Origin of the sequence: Exiguobacterium sp. H66, from assembly GCF_018618705.1 — a bacterium.
Classification (GTDB): domain Bacteria; phylum Bacillota; class Bacilli; order Exiguobacteriales; family Exiguobacteriaceae; genus Exiguobacterium_A; species Exiguobacterium_A oxidotolerans.
Window position 1 is genome coordinate 347,004 of record NZ_JACSMQ010000002.1, and the last position, 20,945, is coordinate 367,948.

23 protein-coding genes are annotated in these 20,945 nt (G+C 48.0%); 4 read left to right on the top strand and 19 right to left on the bottom strand.

What is annotated here, in order from left to right; genetic code table 11:
• Positions 1-437 precede the first annotated feature (437 nt).
• The 14 genes from KNP88_RS05090 to KNP88_RS05155 all read right to left on the bottom strand — a co-directional run bounded on the left by KNP88_RS05090 (position 438) and on the right by KNP88_RS05155 (position 11,207).
• A complete protein-coding gene (locus KNP88_RS05090) occupies positions 438-1,262 on the bottom strand; it encodes a squalene/phytoene synthase family protein (protein ID WP_214892595.1) in 825 nt (274 codons plus the stop codon).
• Positions 1,263-1,399: 137 nt separating this feature from the next.
• Positions 1,400-1,624, bottom strand: coding sequence for a carbon storage regulator CsrA (gene csrA / locus KNP88_RS05095; RefSeq protein ID WP_029331452.1), 225 nt, complete (start codon positions 1,622-1,624; stop codon positions 1,400-1,402).
• On the bottom strand, positions 1,624-2,064 hold the full coding sequence (gene fliW, locus KNP88_RS05100) for a flagellar assembly protein FliW (protein WP_239456754.1): 441 nt from the start codon (positions 2,062-2,064) through the stop codon (positions 1,624-1,626). The genes csrA and fliW overlap by 1 nt, the downstream gene beginning before the upstream one ends.
• A gap of 4 nt (positions 2,065-2,068) precedes the next feature.
• Positions 2,069-2,647 carry a DUF6470 family protein gene (locus tag KNP88_RS05105; RefSeq protein WP_214892597.1) on the bottom strand — a complete coding sequence of 193 codons (579 nt, stop codon included), beginning with the start codon at positions 2,645-2,647 and terminating at the stop codon, positions 2,069-2,071.
• 14 nt (positions 2,648-2,661) lie between these two features.
• Positions 2,662-3,621 carry a flagellar hook-associated protein FlgL gene (gene flgL / locus KNP88_RS05110; protein WP_029331458.1) on the bottom strand — a complete coding sequence of 320 codons (960 nt, stop codon included), beginning with the start codon at positions 3,619-3,621 and terminating at the stop codon, positions 2,662-2,664.
• Positions 3,622-3,628: 7 nt separating this feature from the next.
• Positions 3,629-5,155 carry a flagellar hook-associated protein FlgK gene (gene flgK / locus KNP88_RS05115; protein ID WP_214892599.1) on the bottom strand — a complete coding sequence of 509 codons (1,527 nt, stop codon included), beginning with the start codon at positions 5,153-5,155 and terminating at the stop codon, positions 3,629-3,631.
• Between the two features lie 12 nt (positions 5,156-5,167).
• A complete protein-coding gene (locus KNP88_RS05120; RefSeq protein ID WP_088837792.1) occupies positions 5,168-5,575 on the bottom strand; it encodes a flagellar protein FlgN in 408 nt (135 codons plus the stop codon).
• An 89-nt stretch (positions 5,576-5,664) separates the two neighbouring features.
• Positions 5,665-5,913, bottom strand: a complete 249-nt coding sequence (gene flgM / locus KNP88_RS05125) for a flagellar biosynthesis anti-sigma factor FlgM (RefSeq protein ID WP_088837793.1) — start codon at positions 5,911-5,913, stop codon at positions 5,665-5,667.
• 36 nt (positions 5,914-5,949) lie between these two features.
• Positions 5,950-6,111, bottom strand: coding sequence for a hypothetical protein (locus KNP88_RS05130; RefSeq protein WP_159173375.1), 162 nt, complete (start codon positions 6,109-6,111; stop codon positions 5,950-5,952).
• Between the two features lie 261 nt (positions 6,112-6,372).
• Positions 6,373-6,735, bottom strand: coding sequence for a ComF family protein (locus tag KNP88_RS15605; RefSeq protein WP_235195245.1), 363 nt, complete (start codon positions 6,733-6,735; stop codon positions 6,373-6,375).
• A 272-nt stretch (positions 6,736-7,007) separates the two neighbouring features.
• Complete coding sequence (locus tag KNP88_RS05140) at positions 7,008-8,222, bottom strand: helicase-related protein (RefSeq protein ID WP_214892603.1); 1,215 nt, start codon at positions 8,220-8,222, stop codon at positions 7,008-7,010.
• Between the two features lie 140 nt (positions 8,223-8,362).
• A complete protein-coding gene (locus KNP88_RS05145; RefSeq protein WP_214892606.1) occupies positions 8,363-9,208 on the bottom strand; it encodes a DegV family protein in 846 nt (281 codons plus the stop codon).
• A 134-nt stretch (positions 9,209-9,342) separates the two neighbouring features.
• Positions 9,343-10,038, bottom strand: a complete 696-nt coding sequence (locus KNP88_RS05150; protein WP_088837798.1) for a response regulator — start codon at positions 10,036-10,038, stop codon at positions 9,343-9,345.
• Positions 10,035-11,207 (bottom strand): sensor histidine kinase, encoded by a 1,173-nt coding sequence (locus KNP88_RS05155; protein WP_088837799.1) that lies wholly within the window; start codon positions 11,205-11,207, stop codon positions 10,035-10,037. The genes KNP88_RS05150 and KNP88_RS05155 overlap by 4 nt, the downstream gene beginning before the upstream one ends.
• An 88-nt stretch (positions 11,208-11,295) precedes the next feature.
• Between KNP88_RS05155 and KNP88_RS05160 the strand changes: the two genes are divergently transcribed.
• From KNP88_RS05160 to KNP88_RS05170, 3 genes are all read left to right on the top strand, one after another.
• Positions 11,296-11,934, top strand: a complete 639-nt coding sequence (locus KNP88_RS05160; RefSeq protein WP_214892608.1) for a YigZ family protein — start codon at positions 11,296-11,298, stop codon at positions 11,932-11,934.
• Positions 11,935-12,020: 86 nt separating this feature from the next.
• The gene (locus KNP88_RS05165) at positions 12,021-13,058 is read left to right on the top strand and encodes an LCP family protein (RefSeq protein ID WP_214892610.1); all 1,038 of its coding nucleotides are present in this window, start codon (positions 12,021-12,023) and stop codon (positions 13,056-13,058) included.
• Complete coding sequence (locus tag KNP88_RS05170) at positions 13,033-13,473, top strand: GNAT family N-acetyltransferase (protein ID WP_214892612.1); 441 nt, start codon at positions 13,033-13,035, stop codon at positions 13,471-13,473. Before KNP88_RS05165 ends, KNP88_RS05170 begins: the two co-directional genes overlap by 26 nt.
• A 202-nt stretch (positions 13,474-13,675) precedes the next feature.
• Here KNP88_RS05170 and chrA read toward each other — a convergent pair whose 3' ends face one another.
• The 4 genes from chrA to KNP88_RS05190 are packed head-to-tail and all read right to left on the bottom strand — an operon-like array spanning position 13,676 to position 17,580.
• On the bottom strand, positions 13,676-14,842 hold the full coding sequence (gene chrA, locus KNP88_RS05175) for a chromate efflux transporter (protein ID WP_214892615.1): 1,167 nt from the start codon (positions 14,840-14,842) through the stop codon (positions 13,676-13,678).
• A gap of 54 nt (positions 14,843-14,896) precedes the next feature.
• Positions 14,897-16,018: a DUF418 domain-containing protein gene (locus KNP88_RS05180; protein ID WP_214892617.1), complete on the bottom strand. Its 1,122-nt coding sequence runs from the start codon at positions 16,016-16,018 to the stop codon at positions 14,897-14,899.
• A 59-nt stretch (positions 16,019-16,077) separates the two neighbouring features.
• A complete protein-coding gene (locus KNP88_RS05185) occupies positions 16,078-17,121 on the bottom strand; it encodes a glycosyltransferase family 4 protein (protein WP_029331483.1) in 1,044 nt (347 codons plus the stop codon).
• Positions 17,122-17,178: 57 nt separating this feature from the next.
• On the bottom strand, positions 17,179-17,580 hold the full coding sequence (locus KNP88_RS05190; protein WP_214892620.1) for a Rok-like winged helix domain-containing protein: 402 nt from the start codon (positions 17,578-17,580) through the stop codon (positions 17,179-17,181).
• A 291-nt stretch (positions 17,581-17,871) separates the two neighbouring features.
• On the opposite strand from KNP88_RS05190, the gene KNP88_RS05195 reads away from it, so the two are divergent.
• A complete protein-coding gene (locus tag KNP88_RS05195) occupies positions 17,872-19,365 on the top strand; it encodes an N-acetylmuramoyl-L-alanine amidase (protein WP_214892623.1) in 1,494 nt (497 codons plus the stop codon).
• 650 nt (positions 19,366-20,015) lie between these two features.
• On the opposite strand, the gene pgmB is transcribed toward KNP88_RS05195, so the two are convergent.
• Entirely contained in the window at positions 20,016-20,678 is a 663-nt protein-coding gene (pgmB, locus tag KNP88_RS05200) for a beta-phosphoglucomutase (RefSeq protein ID WP_214810550.1), read from the bottom strand.
• Between the last annotated feature and the right edge of the window lie 267 nt (positions 20,679-20,945).

The window sequence follows — 20,945 nt, forward strand, 5'->3', positions numbered from 1 at the left end:
AAAAAGCGTCACGTTTCGTTGACTCCTACGGGAAAAAGTGCGTTTTTAACGCACTTTCAGAGGCAGGCAAGACCCTGCTCGTTGTCCGTTAGGACCAAGGAGCAACGGCTTGCGCCTCGCCCGAGGAAAGCAACGAAAAAAGAGACGCTTTCTCTCCCGATTACACGTTGTCTACAGTCTGAGTACGTTTTTAACGCACTTTCAAAGTCAGACAAGCCCCTGTTTATTGTCCGTCGGAATTAAGGAACAACGAACAAGGAAGACGCTTTTATCTCCCAACATCACGTTGTCCGCACGTTTAAACCCAGCTACTACACTGTTCAAAAACCGCGGCAGAACATTAAAGTTCCGGACTCCTGCTAACGACAAAAAACACTTACCCACACGCCTCATCCTGCCAAGCGTCATGTGTAAGTGTTTCTCTTTTAGTCAGATCATCATCGTTTTAAAACCGCACTTCCGACGATTTTCAAGACTTCTGGTCGACTGAGCTTCTCTTTTCCCCGAGCGAGCGCATCCAGCGTTCCATGTGCGAGGGCAAGTGGAATCTTACAAAACTCATAGATCGTCGTCTCTTTCGGAATCGACGCGAGATACCGATCCGCTTCTGCCAAGTTATCCTGCGCGTACGTAAACATCGTCTCCGTCGTCCAACCGGGTGGGAAGTACCCGACACCGCGTTCTGCATCTTCTTGTTGATTCCGTAAGATGTTAACTGCTTGGAGTCCCCGACCAAAACCAATCGCCTGTTGTTTATCCGTGACGATACCCGCTTTCCAGTACCAAATATCTGACAACATGACACCGACGAGTCCCGCAACATAATACGTGTACTCATCAAGATCCGCTTCCGTTTCGACCGTCCAATCACGTTCTGCCCAGACGGCCATCCCTTCTGCCATCTCTGCCGTCGATTCAAGAACTTTCGCTCGGATACCACTCGGGCAGTAGGCAATCCATTCTGAAAGACGAAGGGTCACTTCCGGCAACTGATTTGCATACGGCGCAATCAATGCTTGATAAGCAGCTCCCGAAAACGTTCCACGCATCTGGAGGGCCGTCTCCCGAAGGAGCGTCGTCTTGACGTCTGTCGGCAAGTCTTCATGGTCCTCAATCTCATCAATCGCACGCATGCACAGGTAGGCAGACCCGACTGCCTCTTGCAGTTCTTGCGATAGGCGACTGATTGGTATATAAAAGGTTCGGCTCGTCGCTTTTAGTACACGATTCGCATCTTTTTTCAGCTGCTTCGTCTCATTCATTGCTTACACTCCCTCTTTGTCTAAAAAGGTTTCTTTTCTCTACATTACTATACACGATTCGAAAGGAATGAGCATTTTTTTCGTAGAAATGAAAAAAACTTCTTTTGGTCGCGTGCGCACAAAAGAAGTTCACCTCATTATTCAGAACGCTGTTTTAACAACTGACTCATCAATCCGGTACTTCGAGATGCTTCCGCATTTTCATCTTGGATTGCAAGATAAATTTCTTTCCGATGGATGTCGATGTGACGCGGCGCATCGATTCCGAGTTTGATTTGGTCCCCTTCGATTGCAAGAACCGTCAACTCGATATCATCCCCGATTTGAATCGCTTCCCCCGTTTTACGTTTTAAGACGAGCATCAGCGACCACCTACTTCCGTTAGACTACCAATCACATGCCGGTTTGAATACGTTTCATCAAGGATGACTTGTTTCGCTTGCCGACGTTTCGTCTCCATTACGAACGGTGCGCGTAAGTTCGTCGTCGACTCCTCGAACCGTTCACGTAACGTGACCGTCGTATAGACAGCGACTTGTGCCGTATCTTGGATACCGAGTTGTTCTTTCGCTGATTCTGGTAATTCAAAGACATACTCCGGATCAATCCAAAACGGATTCGTCACGACGAATGCGCATTCCGTTTGATCAATCGATTGGAAGGACCAGAACGGAATGCCTTCTCCGAACGGTAATAAGATAAAACGACGTGCCTCTGGAAAACCGGGTACTTCGGAAGCGAACGTGATGATTTCACTTTCCTCGATTTGAACCGTTCCAAAAAAATCTGTTTCGATATGCATGTGATTATCCTTCCCCATCGAATATGCCGCCGACTGGCCACATATCCAGTTGATTTTGTTCCCGTAGGTAAATTTCTGTCGTGCCTGGCGTGACGTTTAATTCCGGTCGATGTATCTCAACATCGATTTGCGGTTTTTGCGCCGTATAGTTGACACGCACCTCTGCCGGTGTGTAATTGATTTTGACCCGGTCGAGACTGCGTGGCGTAAAGCCGAGCGTCGTCACTTCTGCCGGTGGCGCTTGCCGGGACGTCGCGATGCGAGCAACGGCATCTCCCCGTTGCTCGATCCGCATCAACTGATCCCCTTCAGCTGCTGCCCGCCCGACTGCTTGTTGTCCCATTTGTCGTCCGTAATCAGCATAACGTTGAACGGATTCAAATGCCGGGATTTGTCCGATTTCAATCCAGGCCTGTGACGAATCAATTTCGAGTCGTGCCGCGACCGTTTCGAGCGACAGCTCGCCTTTCGGTTGCTCGATTGACAAGGACGCTTGTTGTTGGTGTTGTTCAAGCGTCGCCCGTGTCGTATTGATACCGATTTTAGCAGACGTTTGACGCATTTCAAGATGCGGAAGGTTCATCTCCCGTCACCTCCTTAACGTAGGAAATCGAGTAGTGTCGGTTGAATGATTCGCGCCCCGGCACTGAGTGCGGCCCGGTGAAGCGTCTCGTACGATTTGAGTTCCATGATGACTTTTTCCGCTTCGATGTCCTCGTTATCCGACATGACGGATTTCGCGATGATTTCTTGATCTTCAAGGCGTGATGCATTCAGTTCAAGACGATTGACGCGTGCACCGAGGTCCGCTCGTGTCTCGACCGTTTGATTCAGCATCGTGTCTAAATCCTTTAGCATCCCTGACAACTCGGCTCCATTGTTTGAGCTATCGACGGCTCCTGTGTCTGAGACACCACCGAGCGCATCATATAATTTTTTAAGTGTCGTAAACGTCTCTGCGCTAAACACGCTCGTCGGTGAGACATTGACCTGGACTTCGATTCCTGACGACACTTCATAGCGGATTACTTCGCTGTCTTTACCGGCCGGGTTCCCGTCCGTAAAGACCGTATCGACAGACTTACCAGGCGTCGCTAAATACTCTTTTAGACCTTCCATCGAAACGAACGGTTGATCCGTCTTCGTTCCGTTGAAGATGACTTTTTCATTGTATTTCGTGTTGGCGAGTGTCCCGATGTGTTCAATCAGCTGCCCGACCTCACTTTGAATTGCTTTTCGTTGTGTCGCGTCATACGTATCCGTTGCTGCTTGCGTCGTCAATTCACGAACGCGACTCATCGCCGACGTCACTTCGTTCAGTGCCGAATCCGTTAAGTCCATCCAACCTGTCGCTTCGTTGACGTTCTTTTTGAACTGTTCGACTTCACGGACTTCTGTCCGGTAACGGATCCCTTGCATCGCGACGACCGGGTCTTCCGAGGGACGTTGGATTTTTTTACCGCTGATCAATTGCTCTTGTAATGTGCTTAATTTTTGGTAGCTTGACGATAAGTGTCCGATATTCGTTTTCGTCAGCATCGTTTGCGTTACTCTCATTTAGTCATCACCGTCCTACGATTCCCATACCGTTGATGATCTTATCGAGCATCTCATCAACCGTCGTGATATTACGCGCTGCCGCGTTGTAAGCATGTTGGTACTGAATCATCATCGTCATCTCTTCATCGATTGAGACAGCCGAGACTGACATACGGCGCTGTTCTGCGCTTTCCATCAAGACGGCCGAGCTTTGCCCGAGTCGCGCGACTTGGTCGGTCGCGACCGCCATGTCACCGATGACGTTTTGATAAAAGGAACCGATTGTCGTTGTCGTATCCGACTGGTCGAAACGAATGCTTGCCGTCTTCATGTTGGCGAGCTTCAAGGCACCGGCGCTGTCCCCGATGTTTCCATCCGTCGACGTCGCGATGTTGTCGAGACTCTTCTTAATTTCGCTTCCTAGTGCGATCGTCTTCGCGGTGATCGGACCGTTGGATGAACCGAAAAATTCGTTTGTCCCGTTCGTCCCGTCTTTTTTAAGATTACCTGCGTGGGCTGTGTTGAAGGCTTCGGCAAATGTTGCTGCCATCTCATCGAGGTGCCCTTGCATGTTGACGTATTCGCCCGTTGCTTGACCATTCTCGACATGACCATACATCTCGATCAGACCGATTAACCGCCCTGATGAGAAGCCGCCCGCTGTGTCAAATGAAATCGTTTGTGAATCTGTTTTAAACCCTGTATAGAGTCCGTTCGCATCGGTCGTGAACGTGAGTGTCCCGGCCTTCGGTAAATCCGAGTCGACCGCAAGCAACTTATCGCCGTTCGGTAGTTTAATCCGGACATCGATTCGTCCTTCTGCCGTTTTGACGGTATTTCCGAGTTGCCCTTGCTGGATCGCATCGCTGTCGACGGAGACTTTTTCAAAGTCGACATATTCAGCGAGCTCATCAAAGTAACGGTCACGCTCATCATATAGCGCATTCGGTAAGACGCCGAGCGGCTCAACCGTATGGATTTCCGCATTGATATTATGAATTTTTTTGAACAAATCGTTGACTTTTTTCGTCGAGACGTCGATTTCGCTTTTCAGGTCGCCTTGCACTTGATTAAGCGCCTTCGCCATGTAATTGAACGTTTGCGTCAAGGTTTCTGCTTTTTGACGGACGACACTGCGCGCCCCGGAATCTTGCGGATTCGTCGACAGTGTTTGAAGCGACTCCCAAAATCCATCAAAAGCTTTTGATAGACCGGTATCCGACGGTTCATTGATGATGTCTTCCATTCGGCCGAATGCCGCTTCTTTCGTACCATAGTACGATGTCTTCGTCGCTTCATCGCGATACTGTTTATCGAGCATCACGTCACGCACCCGTTCAAGCAATTCCCCCTTGACTCCTGTGCCGATTTGCCCCATCTTGCCCGTTCCGATCGACATCGAGAGTTGTTCTGTCGTCGCCATGATTAAGCGCTGACGTGAAAAACCAGCCGTTCCGGCGTTCGCAATGTTGTTTCCTGTGGATTGGAGCGCCCATTGGTTCGTCGTCAGTGCCCGACGTCCAGTCTCAAGCCCCATAAAAGTTGATGCCATTCGTCTACCTCCTTAAGCATTCCGGTTGAAGTGTGTGCGGTCGAGTGCTGACTGACCATATGTAAAATCATCGGCTTCCGGGATCAGCAATTGTAAGTGCCAATCGAGATAATGAAGCGATTGTTCGAGTAATTCAGCGTTCAGGTCGTTCAGTCGTTTGAGTTGACCGATCGTCTGCAACAAGCGGCGTAATGAAGCGACATCCTCCGGGTGATCTTGTAACCACTCGGTCATCGTCACCTGTCCCATCCGTTCAAGCCGTTGTTGTTCGAGCTGTTCAATCCGTTTCAGATGTACCGGTTCTTCTTTGACGATTTGTGAGAGTCGCTTCATATCATTTTGAATCAAGATTGTCTTTTTTTCTTTTGCAAGATCCAATAAAGCATCGTGCTCACTTACGAGTTGTTCAAGGATTTCCATCCGATTGCCTCCTCACAGTTTGCTCTTCATATAAAAAGCGACCCGCGCATCCGTGCCCCGAGTCGCCTCTACTGTCATAGTTGTCCCTCTTACAAGTTCAAAAAACGCTCCGCGATTTTTTTCGCGTCTGGTTTATAGGTTCCATCCTGAATGGCTTGACGAAGGGATTCGATTTTTTCGGTCCGTGATGTTGGTGTCTCATTGAAACGCGCACGCGCTTCACTCGAGATCGTCACTTCATCCGGTCGATTCGTACGTTTTGCTTCTGTTCCTTCTACTGCTTGATTTCTTTCGTACGCTTTAGGCATATTCACCCATTTCGTAGAATCAATTCGCATGTGAACACCTGCTTTCTAGATTACAAGATTCTTAATTCATGTTCGATACGTTCTCGGTTTCGAAGGGGCAGAAGAATCTAGCATCGCTTGGGCGAGGTCGCGTCGTAATTTCTCACGACAATCGGCACAGATCGTACCGTCACGGGAAGGTTTCCCGCAACTCTCACACGTGATTTCCATCTGTGTGATTTCTGACATCAGTAAACGCCCATCCCTAATGTACCGGAGGACTGTTTCTCGTTTGACCCCGACCGCTTGCTCAACATCAATAGGTGAGGTTCGGATTTTCCGCCGTTCTCGCAGGAACTCACGCACCTTCTCAAAATCAGTATGATCTTTCCTAATGCAATCGATGCACAGGTCAGAAGATTGACGAACAAATAATTTCCCGCAAGATTTGCAGTTTAATACATCCATTTCCTTCACCTCATTATGAATATCGGCAGAAATGAAGAATTCTTAAACACTTCGAAATAAAGTTACGGCAGAAATTTCTTTTGCACCTGCTTCACGTAGTCGCAAAGCCGCTTGATGCAAGGTCGTTCCCGTCGTATACACATCATCGACGAGTAAAATCGTTTTCCCCTCGACGGAAGTGATCACTTCATACGGATTGGCTCGAGACAGGCGCTCTCGCCTTGCCTTGCGACTTTGCGCCGGACCATCTGAACGTGCCAAACACAATGCGACCTTTCCACGCATCATCCGGGCGATGCCTTCCGCCTGATTGAAACGCCGTTCGCTCAGTCGCTCTCGACTGAGCGGAATCGGCACAATGAAATCCTGTTTCACTTTTACCTTCTTCAGCTCTTCTTTAAACACGTCCAACAGCGCCGTATCCCCTAAAAACTTATAGCGCTTCAAAAAATCCTTTGCGGTTGCCTCATATAAAAACAATGGGTCCGTCTTCAAATCATGACCGAGTCGCCGCCACTGCTGACAATCGCTGCAAAGGGTGAGACCCGGTTTTCCACAGTCCGTGCATTCCCCTCTTTTTACAAACTTTATTTTACAGGTTCGACATACCGTTTGCCTAGTCCATACGTTCGACAATGACCAGCTCGGTAAAAAAAATTGTTGGCAAAGCAGACAATTCATCGGAAACCCTCCCGGTTCGCACGCTGAATATCAGCGATTGCTTCGTATAGCGCATTCGATCGATCATTTGCGAAAAAGATGACTTCCCCACTCGGGAAATCGACATCTCGCCCGACACGTCCACTGATTTGAATCAATGCCGCTGCCGTAAACGACACGTCTGCATCTACGACCGCGACTTGGACGTTCGAAAAGGTGACGCCACGTTCTAAAATCGTCGTCGTCAATAAAATCGTTGCCGTCGTCCGAAAGCGTTCGACCTTAACGATCCGGTCAGGATCTGCCGCGTGGACCGTTTCAGCCGTTAATCCCGCTTGTTCGAGTCGCTCCTGCCATAACGCGAGTACGGCAACGGTCGGCACAAAGACGAGTCGTGGTTTGTCTGCGTGACTGTGAAGCCATTCAATCAAATGGGCTGGTGTATAGGAAAAGTGGAGTTGCGGAACGGGTAACGGGAAGCCGTGATACCGCCGCATCAGGCGGACGGTCGGCAGGCGTTTGTTCCTAAAGGAAGGGGTTGCACTGAGAAGGATGAGCGATGCCGAGCGGCACATCACCCGTTTGACGTAGCGATGTAGCGTCCGGTCTGTACTATAGGGAAAGGCATCGACCTCATCGATGAAGACGACGTCAAAGCAAGCACGGTAATGAATCAATTGATGGGTCGTACTGATCGTGATATCTCCAAGCTGAAGACGTTCCTCCGAGCCGCCGAACAACGAGACGATTCGCGCGTCCAAAAAAGCACGTTTGACGTGTAACGTTAATTCTCGGACGACATCCGCCCGTGGCGTCGTGATGAGGACACGTTTCTTCAGACGCAGTGCCGTCTCGATGCCGGGAAACAGCATCGGTGTTTTTCCTGCACCGCAGACAGCGTGGACGAGCAAACGTCCTTGTTGCTCAATCGTTCGTTCAATCGCCGTCGCAATCCGTTGTTGGTCGGGTGTTAATGCGAGCGGCTCGTGCCGACTCGGCAGGACGGAGTCAAGCGGACGGGCATCCGTGACGAGCGTATCACACGTTCTTAATTTACCGAAGATGAGGCAGTGCCGACAATAGTAACAGCGTTTCCCGCATGTACATGGTCCGCGTGTCGGCAGTCCCCCGCATCGTTGACACCGCCATGTCACAGCAGGGTACCGACGTTCATTCGAACCAAGCGAAACCTTTACTTGATCGCTCGGAATCAGGCGTCCTCGAATATCCATGACTCACTCCCTTTCTTGATGAGACTCCCCTTCCTTTCGTCAGTCTTGCGTGCGCTTCCTGCCGGCAGTGTAAAGACGAGTCAAAAAAGAAAGAACATCCCATTGAAGTGATGTTCTTTCTCGGTGCAACACTTATTTCATTAATCCGCTTTGTACCACGTGATCCCGATCGCACCAGGACCAAGGTGTGTCCCGATAACCGGACCGAACACGCTCATTTCAATTTGCGCTTTCGGGAACCGTTGCTCGAGCACTTCGATTTCAGCACGTGCTTTGACATCGTCTTCGGCATGGATGACACCGATGACATATCCTGCACCCTCATTATGAATCGTATCTTCCATCATCTCTTCAATCCGTTTAACCGCCCGTTTGAACGTCCGAATCTTTTCGAACGGAACGATTTTCCCATCGACGAAATGAAGAACCGGTTTAATCTTTAAGAAAGAACCAACGACGGCTTGCGTCATACTGAGACGTCCGCCCCGTTGTAAATGCTCTAAATCATCAACGACGAAATACGCACGAATCATCCCTTTAAGATCTTCAAGACGTGCGACGATTTCTGTTGCCGTCGCCCCGGCATCACGCATCCGGACGGCCTCCTTCACTAAGAATGCTTGCGGCATACATGAAATTCGTGAGTCGACCGGGTGAACTTGAACGTGATCCACCATCATATTAATGGTATGTAAAGCTTGATACGTTCCACTAATCCCGCTTGATAACGTAATTCCGATGATATCCGTTCCCGCCGGTAGTCGTTCAAAGGCATCCGTGATGTCACCGATGTTCGGCTGCGAAGTCGTTGGCAGACTTCCCGTTTGAATCTTCGCATAAAACTCAGGGACTGAGATATCGAACCCTTCCCGGTATGCGTCACCATCAAAAATGACGCTGAGCGGTGCGACATGAACATTATTTTCTTCACAATAGGTAGTTGGCAGATAGGCTGTACTATCCGTTAAAATCACAATCTGGCTCATCCGTGAATTTCCTCGCTTTTAAGAGTTCCGTCGTGACTTGTAATTTTCTGACACGTCACAATCGTTATTAAGTGTATCATAGTTCGTTTCGATACAAAAACAAAGACGGCGCCGCTTTGGCAACCGTCTTTTTATTATACGACGACGACCCAGCCGCGTCGAATTGCTTCGACGACAGCACCTGTCCGGTCGGGTACATTCATTTTCCGCAAAATTGAGGAAACATGATTTTTGACTGTTTTCTCACTGATATAGAGCGTATCACTAATCGCCCGGTTCGAGAAACCGTCAGCAAGCAACTGCAGTACTTCGCACTCACGACGCGTCAAGACGTGTAACGGCGCTTCCGCGACACGTTTTTCAATCGGTTGGGAAGACATCGTTTGTTTCATCTTCATCAAACGACGGTACTCTTGCAAAAGGTTTGGTGTGACTTTCGGGTGGACGTATCCCCCTTCGCGATAGACGGAACGAATCGCATTCACGAGTTCATCCGTCGCCATTTCTTTCAGAAGATAACCAACCGCTCCTGCGCCTAACGCGTGCATGACGTACGTCTCATCGTCATGAATCGACAAAATGATGACGCGGACATCCGGATGGACCTCCATGAGACGTTTTGTCGCTTCAACACCATTGACTTGCGGCATATTAATATCCATTAAGACGATATCCGGTTGATGGGCTTCGACGAGCGGAATCACTTCCGCTCCGCTCGCCCCTTCCGCGACAACAATGAATTCTTCTTCAAAATCAAGAATCCGTTTGACGCCTTCCCGGAATAACTGATGATCGTCGATGATGACTACTTTTACTTGCTCGTTATTCACTGTGTTTCCCCTCTCGCTTCGGATTCTTCGATCGGAATCCCTACCTTGATGACCGTCCCTTTATCCGGTTTTGTTTCGATTTCAAACGAACCATCAATCAATTCAATTCGCTCACGCATGCCAACAAGTCCGAACGACTCATCGCACGAAGCGAAAATTTCATCAAAGTCAAACCCGATCCCATTGTCCTTAACATGAATACGGACAGAATGTTGATACTGTTCTATGATAATACGAATGTCACTCGCTTTGGAATGCTTAACTGCATTTTGGACGGCTTCTTGAACAATTCGGAAGACAGCGACTTCATACGTCGACTCAATCCGCTCCCCACCGCCAAGATAATTAAAATGAATCGGAATGTTCGAAATTTCCTGCATATGACGAAGATAACGCTCGAGTGTCGGAACAAATCCAAGATCATCGAGTGTCATCGGACGTAAATCATAAATGATCCGGCGAATATCCGCGAGCCCGTCACGAATCAAGATCCGGAGCCGATGGATTTCTTCAAAGGCTGCTTCTGCTCCGTTGTGCTGGTGAATCTTTTCAATCAAATCTGCACGAATCAAAACGTGAGCAAGCGTTTGTGCTGGTCCATCGTGCATGTCTCGAGATAAGCGCCGTCGCTCATTTTCAGCCGACTGAAATACTTTTAAGCCCATCTCTTGTTTTTGCATCGCCTTTTCATACTTTTCATTCATGACCTGCATATCGTCCGTCAAAAAATTCAGGACAACCGAGACGCGACTGATCAGCATATCGGCTCGCTCAATCGTCTCATCGAGGTGGACTAAGCGACGCTCGAGTTCATCCCGCCGCTTTCGGCAGTTCATTTCATCCCGTTGGTTGATGAACGACTCGAGTTGAAGGGCATTCGCCGTTTCGTAGGCGCTTCTGACGTCTTGTTCGGAGTAATGATCGAAGTTCTTGCTGACGACGACGAGTCGTGCTTTTGAATCCTTGATCAGTCGTTCCAGTCGTTCGGCTTCTTTAATATAGTCATGAACACGCGTCTTCAAATCCCGTAACTCCTGTTGGATTTCTGCGTATTGTTCTCTTGAATCTTCTGTAATTCGAACGATTTCTTCCCGACTTTCTTCTACGACACCAATGATGTTCTGTACGATATCATTCAAGGACAGCCGCTCCCTCATCTCATTCGTCATGCTACTCCCTCCAGTCCCCGTGGTTGTCTCTCTCCCGATTCGTCGTTATGCTAGAAAGAACTAGTTAACGAGGAGGACATTTTTGATTATGTCATTATTTAATTATTATACAGTAAAAGAAAATGGTTTCCATGAAATCATTATACAAAAGTCACGATTTATTACATATTTAGCACGCGCTACCTCTGAGCAAGAAGCACAGGGCTTCATCGCGGCGATTAAAAAGCAACACCATGACGCCAACCACAATTGTTCAGCGTACGTCATCGGTGAACGAAATGACATTCAAAAAGCGAATGATGATGGTGAACCGAGTGGAACGGCCGGCGTTCCGATGCTCGAAGTGTTGAAAAAACGTAATCTCCGGAATACGGTTGTCGTCGTCACCCGCTACTTCGGAGGAATCAAGCTCGGTGGCGGTGGTTTAATCCGTGCTTACGGCACAAGTGTCTCCGAAGGATTGAATACAATCGGCGTCATTGAACGCGTTTCCCACGACCTCCTTGAAGTGACGGTCGATTACACATGGCTCGGAAAATTAGAAAATGAACTCCGGGCGACGCGTCACCTCATCGATCAAATCCATTACCTCGATCATGTTCAACTCGACGTCCTCGTCAATTCAAACGATGTCGCCCCATTCATCGAGTGGATGACGAACTTGACGAATGGCCAAGCGAAGATACACGAAAATGGTTCTCGCTACATCGAGCACGATGTGACCTGACGTGACATTCTGTCTCGACCTGCTATACTGTTTGTAAAGAATTTAAAAGTTTTTTAATTATTCAGTAAAGTTAGGGGCAATGAACAGTGGAGGATTCTACACGATCTCGTTCTAATAAACGAAAGTCAAAACGCTCTTGGTTTAAGATTTTCGTCACCGTATTTCTCATCGTCTTAGTCACAGGTGGCGCTACGTTCGCCTACGTCGCACATAAAACCTTTCAAACAGCCAACAAAACAGAAGTGAAATTATCCCGTGGTGAAAAATCAGAAAAACGTCCAGCGGCCGTCGATTTGACGAAAGATCATTTCTCCGTCCTGCTCGTCGGGACGGACGAACGCCCTGGTGACACTACTTCACGATCAGACACGATGATTGTCGCCACCTTCAACAAAGCGGAAAAGAAAGTCAGTATGTTGAGTATCCCCCGGGATTCCCTCGTCATGATCCCGTCTGTCGGCTACGAAGATAAAATTAATCACTCGTATGCGTTCGGAGGAATCGATTCAACGATTGAGACGGTCGAGAACTTGCTCGATATCCCAATCGACTATTATGGCTCAATCAACTTTAATGGTGTCGTCGCGATTGTCGATGCAATTGGCGGAGTCGACGTCGACGTCAAGTTGCCGATCGACACACTCGATTCATCTGACCAACAGAGCGGCGTCAAGCTCGATCCCGGCGTTCAGACATTAACCGGTGAAGAAGCACTCGCCTATGCCCGGATGCGCTACGAAGATCCCGAAGGTGACATCGGCCGTACAAAACGCCAACAACAAATTTTACAAGCCATCATCGATGAATCGACTTCGCTCGGTTCAATCACAAAGTTGAATCAATTGATGCAAGCGACCGGCGATAACTTCCAAACGAACATGTCGTTAACGGAAGCATTCCAGTTGCAGCCGTTCGTCAAGTCACTCGCGACCGTCAACCGGATCGACTTAGAAGGATCGGATGCCCGAATCAACGGTGGCTATTACTACAAGCTGGATGAAGAGTCGCTCCAAGAAGCAAAAAACATGCTAAAAGAACAACTCGCTCTGCCGACGAACCAGGCAAGTGAGGTATCGGCTGATGATTCAGGGGCAACAGATGATACGTCGACTGAAGCAAACTGACTTCGAGGCGTTGTTCGCATTACAAAAACGTGCTTATCAAATAGAGGCGGAGTTAATCGGTACGACCGATTTTCCACCTTTGCGCCAAACACCGGCTGAATTGACGCAAGAAGCTCCGCTCGGTTACGTCTTGACGTCCGAATCCGGACTCATCGGTTGCCTGACGTATTCCGATCAGACGATTACACGTCTGCTCGTCGCACCCGCTTTTTTCCGGCAAGGTGTCGCCTCTCGTTTACTGCACCATGCGCTTGCAGCAGAGGATTTGCGATTCGTCTCAACGGCAAAAATGAACGCGCCGGCGATTGCGCTTTATCATCAATTCGGTTTCATCGAAGACGCGACGACCGTCCGGCAAGACATCGTCCTCGTCCACCTCAAGCGTAAGACTGGAAACAATGGAGCTGACTCATAAGTCAGAGTAAAATCAATCCTTATGTCGTACGTTTCCGACAACAATCAAATGGCCGATGATTCTCTCTTTTATGGAATCATCGGCCATTTCTATTTCCGTTCTTTTCGCTCATGCCGTCTTGAAACCTATCCAAGTCTCGTGAAAGCTCGCACTTTTTGTACAAAGCGATCACGCGCTCTAAAGCGGCTGTAGATTGCCTTTTTTAAGTAAGACCGATTCCGCTTAACACCATTCCAATCACTGCTCCAAGTAAAACAATGCGTAACGGCGACTGGTTATAAAAACGAAGTAAACAAAAGAGCCCGAAGGCGACGAAGAAATCGAGACCCGTCTCGACGCTCGATGTAAAGATGGGGTCATATAAGGCGGCTAACAACAAACCAACGACTGCTGCATTGACGCCGATCAACATCCGTCCGACTTGTTTGTTCATCCGGACACGATCCCAAAACGGGACGACGCCAATCACGAGCAGAAAACCGGGTAAAAAAATCGCCAATGTCGCGAGCAGACCACCCGACACACCTGAAATGACCGTCCCGAGGTAGGTCGCAAATGTAAAGAGTGGACCGGGAACGGCCTGGGCCGCGGCATACCCCGCTAGAAAGTTCGTTCCGTCCATAAATCCTGGTACGAGTGCCTGGTTGAGAAACGGTAAGACGACGTGACCGCCCCCAAACACGAGTGCACCGGCATTGTACATGATGCTCGCAAGCTGCACGTTTCCCGTCGCCACCGTCGCTAAAATCGGCGTCGCGACTAACAAACCGAAAAAGAGTATGAGCGCACTGATGCTCCACACGCGTGATACGTGAATGGCTAACGGTTGACCAGATTGTGGTTCAACTTTAAACAAGAGTAATCCGAACAATGCCGCCAGTAGTAAGACACCGACTTGCGCAAGCGGATGATCGAAGATTAAGACACCTGCAAGCGCAAGCAACATCAGCGCTAACCGCTTTCGTCCAACAGCAAGCTTCATCCCCATTCCGAGTACAGCATCGGCAACAATCGCCACCGCGACGAGTTTCAGACCGTGAATGAATCCCGCATCGGTCAAATCGTAAGTTGTCGCAAGCAGTGCGAACATGATCAATAACAGACTCGACGGTAATGTAAACCCGATAAAGGAAATGATTGCACCGACGACGCCACCACGAATCAACCCGATTCCCATCCCGACTTGACTCGATGCCGGACCGGGAAGAAACTGGCAAAGTGCCACAAGATCGGCGTAGCCTTTCTCGTCAATCCACTTCCTTCGTTTGACGTATTCTTCATAAAAGTATCCGAGATGCGCGACAGGACCTCCGAACGATGTCAAGCCGAGCTTCAAAGAGACGATGAAGATTTCTATCCATCTACTCATTTCTCCACCTCCAGCGTTTAGTATACGGAACGTTTGTAAATTTTTTGTGACAGCTTACAATTTAATCGATCTTTGCTTCCCATACGTTCCTTTTCTCCACAATGCTTCGATTGGTCCTTGGTGATGGTGTCGCAAATACCAACGCGAGAAAAACGTTTGGCAGGCTAATAAGATGAGAGCTCCTAACGTCCCTTGCCACAGTGGAATTGTGCCGTATGTCCCGGATAAGAAAACAAGGACTGTAAAAACGAGTGTGTGCGTCAAATAATTCGTCAACGCCATCCGTCCGAGCAAGCGGAACCCTTCCATTCGCAGGCCGGCCCGAACGGCCAAGGCGATGGCTGTCGCATAAGTAATGGCGAGCGTCCGTCCGGACAACCAGACGAAAAAGTAATTGATTAGTCCATCTGCGACCTGTCCTTGGTGAACGCGAATAATTTGCGTTAGTGCAGGGAGTGACAAAATCAAGCTTACGAGGAACCCTACGATGAGTAATCGTGTTGTCGGTGGCCGCACTGAAAAGCGTTCCATCAAATAGGCGCCAATTAAAAAGAGAGATAAAATTTCCGGCCAAAGCATCAACGTATTTCCGAGTGCATCCGGCAATTGGACGGTCGCATGATAAATGAAATAACCTCCGAGATCACGTCCAGCAACAAGATCGGTCAATCGACCGTCCGGTTCAATGATGGAACGATCGCCTTCTGATTGAGCAAAGAGATAAATTGAAAGATAGAGAGAGACCGTATACAGTTGGAGGGCAAGACCGATGAAGAGTTTGGTCAGCGGTCGTGTTTTGACGAAGAGCAACAAAAGGAATCCGCAAAACGCATACGTTTGGAGGATGTCACCTTCCCAAAACAATAAATGAATGAGACCAATCGCAAATAAAATCGTCAAACGGCGAACAAAAATCCACAGCGAACGCTTTTTTTGACGGAGCCGGTCGATGAAGAGGATAAAGCCAGCACCAAACAACGCGCTAAACAACGTATAAAACTTCGTTTGAATGAACAAATCAAAGAAAAGCCGGAGCAATCGGTCGACTTGTCCCATATCGGACACGAACCGTTCCCCGAGAAAACTCGGCATGTTGACGAGCAAAATCCCACACAGTGCAAAACCACGGAGGACATCCAAATAAATAATCCGTTCTTTTTCCGCTATCGGATTCATAATAGTCTCCTTAATCGTCAATCAGCCGCCCAAAAATCAAATTTTGAGCGGCTGATTGGTCATTTTGATGTAAGTCGTTCGAGTAAATTCAATAACGGACGATAGCGTTCGCCAAGTAGTCCCAGCGATTCGACTAAGATATCGAGCACAATCAATAACATGATTAACGAAACGAGTGCCCCGATGGAATTCGTTTGTGAAAATAAAATCGCTGTCATGCCGAAAATCGCACACAACCCATAAATCACGAGCACAGCTTGGCGCATCGTAAATCCAAGATCGAGCAGACGATGATGAAGGTGGGCTTTGTCTGGTGCGAACGGTGGTTTCCCTTGAAGAACACGCCGGACGATTGCAAACAACGTGTCGGAGATCGGAATCCCGAGCAAGATGACCGGAACGGCAAGCGAGAACAAGGTCACGTTTTTAAAACCGAGTAACGATAAGACACCGAGCATGTATCCAAGGAACAAGGCCCCTGTATCCCCCATGAAAATCTTCGCCGGATAAAAATTGTGGAACAAAAAGCCGAGCGTGCTCATCAAGAGTAAAATCGCGACGATCGTCACATAAACATTTCCTTGGATGACAGCGAGGCTGATCAACGTCAACAACACGATGCTCGAGACACCGGCTGCGAGTCCATCCAGTCCATCAATCAAGTTGACGGCATTCGTAATCCCGATGACCCAAAGAAACGTCAACGGCACACTCCACCAACCGAGAAACAGTTGCTGGTCAAACGGCAAGTTGATGAATTCGATTCGAATACCTCCATTTAAGACGATGACGGCAGCAACAATTTGCCCCATCAGTTTCAAACGGGCATTCAATTGGAATCGGTCGTCGAAGGCCCCCGTCAAAATGATGACGAATCCTCCGACTAAAATATGAGTCGCATAGGGACTCGAAGGTTGCAAAATAAAATAGCCAATCATGAACGCGATATAAATCGCCAACCCACCTAGACGTGGCATGATTCGCACATGTACTTTTCGCGCGTCCGGACTGTCAACGGCACCGACTGCAATCGCAAAGCGTTTTACGACGGGTGTGATCAGTAAGGCCGCGATAAAACAGACGATGGACGCAGTCCATAACATAATAACATCACGCTCCTGCGCGAATTATATCATAAAAAAAAAGAGCCGACGAGCGGCTCACATGAAGATTGGGACTTCAGCAGACGGATCATATGTATAAATCCCACGGCCAACCTTTTTGATTGCCGGGTTCGCTTGCTCGACTTTCGCCATCAATTGATAGATGTTACTGATTTGGTGACGGTAACGTAATTCAAGTTCCATTTGAATGTCACGTGCCGACATCGATTCACGTTCACGCATCAAATCACTGATTTGGTGGACGTACACTTCAAGCGGATAACGCTGATTGACACGCCGTTGTTTTAGAGGGCGTTCTTGTGCTACGGCGACTTCTTTTGAATAATCTCCAGCACCACGACTCAACTCTGCAATCAAGTATTCTGCACGCCGTTGAAGACGGCGGTATTCCTCTTCAATCTCCATCAACTCACGATAAATGTGTTCACTCGTTCCCATGTTTACCCTACCTTCCAAAATTAAACATAAATATTTCAAATATGTTTCAATTGTATGTTTATTGAAATATTACAGACTATAAATTGTCTCTATAATATATAATTTTTTTAAATATTTAATTATCCTGTAATATTTTCACTAAACACCCGATACAATGGTTACACCTCATATTAACAGAAAGGAGCTAGAACGGAACATATAAATTATAAATTAAACTATCTCAAAAGCACTTATTTTATTCGTAAAGGTGTTCTAACTATTGATTTTACACAAAAGGAGACTGGAAAATTAATGGACAAATTAACTAAAATATTGTCGTTTGCACTAGTACTTTTGCTTCTACTCACGGTTGCGTTTCCGTCTTCTTTAGTATCGGCAGCTAGCGGTACTTCTTTTACGAAAACGACTTATAAAACAACAGATTCTTTAAATCTTCGGACATCCAATACGACCACGTCGAAAAAGTTGACGACGATTCCGAAAAATACACAGGTCAGCTCCTCTTATCGTAAAGGGAATTGGTACAAACTGTCTTATCAAGGAAAGACGGGTTACGTGCTAGGAACATACTTAAAGAAAGTCGCCACGGGGACTACTTTCGCGAAGACAACTTATCAAACAACCGCAGCACTTTCTTTACGCAAAGCAGCGACGACTTCTTCGACACGGCTGTTGACGATTCCAACAGGTAAAAAAATCAGCTCAAGCTATAAAGACGGAAACTGGTACAAAGTCACGTACAGTAATAAAACCGGCTACGTCTCCGGCTCTTACTTAAAAAAAGTCACGGCTTCGACAACATCGAAAACGACTGCTTATACAACAACCGAACGGTTAAATCTTCGTACCGCACCGAGTGCATCCGGGAAACTGATCTTGACGATTCCGAAAACTCACGTCGTTCAGTCGCTATCTACAAGTGGCGCGTGGCATAAAGTGACCTATAACGGATCGACGGGTTATGTCATCGGTACTTACTTGAAAAAAGGGACTTCTTCTCCCGCCTCTTCTTCTACGGCGAGCGTCGATTACAGCGGTTCAAAAATGTATGTCCTCATCAGCTCAGGTAGTACGGTCACATTACGTTCCGGTCCGTCTTCTTCAAGCAGCCAACTCGCTCGTCTCGGACGCGGTACGCCGGTCGTCGTCTCAAACAGTACACATAAAACACGTGGTTATGTCGCGGTCAAGACAGCGGACGGACGCTCCGGTTATGTCGAGTCGATGTATTTAACCCTCTTTCAACCCGCTCCTTCGAATCGACCATTGATCGTCCTTGATCCTGGTCATGGCGGTTATGATCCCGGTGCTACACGGGTCGGACTAACAGAACGCGATATCGTCCTCGCCGTCGCGCGTCAGGTCGCAAGCCTTCTCGAAGGAAAAGTCGATTTACAATTAACGCGGTATACGAATGACTATTATCCGACATTGACCGACCGGAGCGTCATGGCGAACTCACATGCAACTGCTCGCTTCGTCAGCATCCATATCAATGCCTCAAACGCTACGAGCGCTTCCGGTGCCGAAAACTATTACTATAACGGATCAACATCCATTCAATTAGCAAATGCGATTCAACAACGGCTGGTCAGTTATGCCGGTATGCGAAATCGCGGTGTGGATTTCGGTAACTTAGCGGTCATCCGAGGCACGAATGCTCCCGCCGTTTTGACAGAACTCGGATTCCTTTCAAACAGCACGGATCGTTCGAAGTTAACGAACGCTGCCTATCAGGCACGTTACGCACAAGCGATCGCAGAGGGAATTCTCGCGACACTTTAATTTTCCACAACACTTCGAGCCGACTAAAAAATATGACATACGATCACAAAAAAGGATTGCCATCTACCGATGCGCAATCCTTTTAGCGTTCAGCGTGTAGACAAACTATTAAAAAGCGTAAACATATGGTATCGAGATACAATCCGTTCGCGCTTCCCTGTCTCGCCTCGTCTTCAAAGCGGCAATCTTCCGCGCCGCTACAGCAAAGCTGCAGGGTCGCGACCGATTGCTTTTCGCGGTTCTAAGCGATTCGAGACGGATCGCGCTCTAAACCGTCTCCACGCCTGGATTTCCTTCACGGTATTACTTGAAAAGCGTCACTTTTCGTTGACTCCTGCCTCTGAAAGTGCGTTTTTAACGCACTTTCAGAGGCAGGCAAGACCCTGCTCGTTGTCCGTGAGGACCAAGGAGCAACGGCTTGCGCCTCGCCCGAGGAAAGCAACGAAAAAAGACGCTTTATCTCCCAATTTTGCGAAAAAAATTTGTTTTGAGAAGAAGCAGGAAAGCAACTTCTCACCATCCGTTAAGATTAAAAACCGCTTAATTTGTCTATACGCAAAAAGGACCGCTCAGGGAAGCGGTCCTTTTCCTCACATGAAAAGAGATCAATCAGATGAAACAACGAACCATCAGGGAATGGAACGTTGTTGTTAGCGACTAGCTAAGATTTGCTCAAGGGAAAGCAAATCTGTCGAATCGACACGATAGTCTGCCTCATGTAACGTCGTTTCCGGTCCGACGCCGACAGCATACATGCCTGCCGCGTGGATGGCCGTAATACCGGCTGCTGCATCTTCTACACCGATACAGCGACTCGGGTCGACGTCAAGCGCTTCAGCTGCCCGTAAAAACACTTCAGGGTGTGGTTTAGACTGAGCAACTGTTGCCGCATCGACGATATCATCGAAATAGTGTCGGACCTTTAGTGCCTCAACGACCGTCAGCGCATTTTTCGAAGCCGACGCCATACCGATTTTCAGCCCAGCAGCCCGAATTTCATCCAAGAACGAAATAATTCCCGGAAGAAGATCTTGTTCTGAGATATGTTGAATCAACTCGACGTAGTGCTCGTTCTTTTTCGTCGCAAGCGCGTTTTTCTCGGCTTCCGTGAAAGCATGCTGCTTTCCACCGAGCGCCAAGATCCGCTCTAACGAATCGGTCCGACTTACACCTTTAAGTGTTTCGTTGAAATCCCGGTCGAACGGAATCTCAAGCTCCTCTCCGAGTTGCTTCCACGCTAAGTAATGATACTCGGCTGTATCGGTAATCACGCCGTCTAAGTCAAAAATAACCGCTTCAATCGTTGGTGCCATCCGACATCCATCCTTTCATCCATCGTACATGAAAGACAAGAAATCGAATGATTTGCGCAAACGATTGCACTTGCCTCAAGAAATATTTTACCTCTTCATAAACCTCTTTGCAAGCGTTATCAAAAATTTCTTCATTTAGACCGTTTGAAGTTATCAGGAAAAATTAGTTTGCATTGATAACGCTTTCAAATAAACATAAATGTTTTCGCTATTTATCTCTTTTACTATTCGTTTTACATTTTTTAACTGGTATAATCAGGTTAGTTT